Here is a 2,806-nt window from a genome sequence, read left to right on the forward strand (position 1 = left end):
ACAAGGTTTAGAACAAGGTATTGAGCAAGGTTTAGAACAAGGTTTAGAACAAGGTTTAGAACAAGGTATTGAGCAAGGGGAGATCCGTGGCAAACAAGAGGCACTCCTGAAACTGCTCCGACACCGGTTTCCGCCCGTTCCCGATGCGGTCATCACGCGAGTGCGTGCCCTGCGTAGCCCTGTTGAACTCGATGCCCTCTTTGAGAAGGGACTGACAGCGAAAAGCCTTGAGGATCTTCAGTAGCCCTAATGCCGTAATATCCGTTCATTGCGTATCCTCTCCAACACGGTGGTCCTTGAAAAACAAAAAGGCTCTGGATTCATGAAACCCAGAGCCTTTCTGTTTCAGGTTAATAACACTTAGCGTTTCTTGACCTGTGCCCATGTAGTAGCGAGCTTGCCTTGTGCTTCCACAGCAACGACACTTGCACCACCGGCAAGGTCCCGGACTTCGTCTTCACTGAGGGCGCGTTCCCAGAAATAGACCTCATCAATCATGCCATCAATCCAGAAGTCGTTGCCGGCATTACCGCCGACCTGCCGTCCAACACCGAGTTCGACTGGACGCTCCGGGAAGGTTAGTAACGGTGTTGTAATCGCTTTGGGATTGTCCTGGCCACTGGCGGGAATGACAGTATCGCCAGTGACGGAAGAGGTCACATAGGCTTTCGCTTCTGAGCCATCAACAACATAAGCGACATGGACCCATTCATCTTCGGCGTAAACATTATCGGTGGCAAACCAACCTTCAGCCCCTTCCCAGCAGCTGCCCCACGTCATGTTGGTGGCGTTCGTGGTACACATCCGCACGAAGAAATGGGCACCCCAGCCGACCTTGTCGCCTTTGAAGAACATTGCGGAGTGGTTTCTGCCGCCACCGGGTCTGACGTAGACCCATAAAGAGACAGAAAAGACCCCATCTTCTTTTTCCAGACTTGACGATGACGGGATTTCGACATACTGTCCGGTATTCTCGCCGGTTGCGGGATTCTCGGGGTTGTCAAGGTTAAGTGCCATGCCAAATTCCGCGTCTGTCGTGCTGGCACCGTTCATAAATTCACCATCGTTATCTCCGACGGCATCGTTCGCCGTGCCATCGTCAAAGTTCCAAACAGAGACGAGGCCGTCTTCGAGCCCAGCGTAACTATTGGCACTGAATACCATAAGTGCTAAAATGAAAAACAGACACATTTGCTTCATAATAAGCTCCTTATCGTTCTAACTTAATTGAGCGGGTCTGCGGTGGCATCTCACAAACCCACTCTGTTTTTTATCCTTCAATTGGACTTAGCGGTGATGATGATAGGATTTAACTTTTCCCCACGTAGTGGCTAACTTGCCTTCCGCTTTGACAGCAAGTGCCTTTTCTGGACGTGTGCCACTCCCGAGTTCCTTGACTTCATCTTCAGTGAGGGCGCGGTCCCAGATGATAACATCGTCGATGATGCCATCAAGGAACGTATCGTTGCCATCATTGCCACCGATCCCTCGACCTGCCCCGAGTTCCAAAGGACGATCTTTGAACAGATTGTAAGGTTCCGGTGCCAGTTTCGGATTTTGTTGGCCACTCACGGGTATCTCGGTTTTTCCGCCCTCTGGCGTTACGTATCCAATTGCCTCCTCACCATCTGCCGTCTGGCAGAGATGGAACCACTTATCGGTTTCAATGGCACCATCCGTGGCGAACCAGTTTTCAGCACCGCCACTGCATGTTCCCCACGTCAGACCGGTATCACTGGTTGTCACCATACGAAAGGTGAAGTTGGCACCCCAACCGACCTTTTCGCCTTTCCAAACCCCGGAGTGGTTTCTTCCCTCTCGGACATAGAGCCAATAGGAGACAGTATGTGCGCCTTCAATAATAGACTCAAGTTTATCGTTGAACTCAATATCCGCCCGTGAATCTTGATTCCCATCAACATCCAACGCCTTGCCAAATTTACCATCGCCCGTGATTGTAGCACCCTTAAAGAGTTCACCGTGTGCGTCAGCAATGGCATCCGTTACCTTACCATCGTCAAAGGTCCAGGCGGCAACAACGCCATCATTTATATCTGCGAACGCAGCACCTGAAATGCCGATCATTAACATAGCGATAGCGAGTATAGAAATAGATAGTTTCACTTAAATTCTCCTGTTAGTAAAAATCTATGTATTTCTATTGAAACCCACAGATTTCTACGGGGATCCTACCCCCTTATAACGAGACTCGACAGCCTCTAAGCCTGAATATCACCAGGGTCGTCTGATACGTCGTCAGAAGCGATACGTGGCTGGCATACCTCAAGGTTGCGCGAGGTATGGTGTAACCCACAAAGTTAACACCGAAATGCTAACGCCTTATTTTACTTCCGAGTGTCCTCACAGTGTCAGGGTTCGTCTCACTCGTGTATGAACCCCTCACAGTAGAACCGACGTGTTTTTTGTCGGGTGTGCTTGGGTATCGCACGATGCTACTGGGATGCGGGAAAGGGGACTTGAACCCCTCAAAATGCCTACATTTCCCGTTATAGTGCTGTGTCCACTCTCTATTGACGGATAGAAATCGCGAGCACAGCTCGCTCCTACAGCGAAATGAGACGTGCGAAATACTTTTTATCCGTCATGTTAGGCTTGACAGAACAATAGTAGGGTCAATAATGACTTGCCCCCCCTGATTGTAGCGCAAACTTTTAGTTTGCGTGCCACCCCTGCACAAACTAAAAGTTTATGCTACGAATGTTCACTTATTTTTTGGTTTTACTATAAATGGACTAAACTTTGGACAATTTTTTTAAGAACACACATATCGCCCCGCTGGGGCTTA

3 protein-coding genes are annotated in these 2,806 nt (G+C 49.4%); 1 reads left to right on the forward strand and 2 read right to left on the reverse strand.

The genetic code is table 11. From position 1 onward, the window contains the following. On the forward strand, positions 1-244 hold a 244-nt coding region (locus tag F4X88_20120), incomplete at its 5' end, for a DUF4351 domain-containing protein (protein ID MYA58589.1). A 116-nt stretch (positions 245-360) separates the two neighbouring features. Here F4X88_20120 and F4X88_20125 read toward each other — a convergent pair. Together F4X88_20125 and F4X88_20130 are read right to left on the reverse strand one after the other, a co-directional pair. Continuing rightward, positions 361-1,200, reverse strand: a complete 840-nt coding sequence (locus F4X88_20125; GenBank protein ID MYA58590.1) for a LamG domain-containing protein — start codon at positions 1,198-1,200, stop codon at positions 361-363. An 87-nt stretch (positions 1,201-1,287) separates the two neighbouring features. Continuing rightward, complete coding sequence (locus F4X88_20130) at positions 1,288-2,124, reverse strand: LamG domain-containing protein (GenBank protein ID MYA58591.1); 837 nt, start codon at positions 2,122-2,124, stop codon at positions 1,288-1,290. Positions 2,125-2,806: the final 682 nt, after the last annotated feature.

The organism is Candidatus Poribacteria bacterium, assembly GCA_009839745.1.
In the GTDB taxonomy this organism is placed as follows: domain Bacteria; phylum Poribacteria; class WGA-4E; order WGA-4E; family WGA-3G; genus WGA-3G.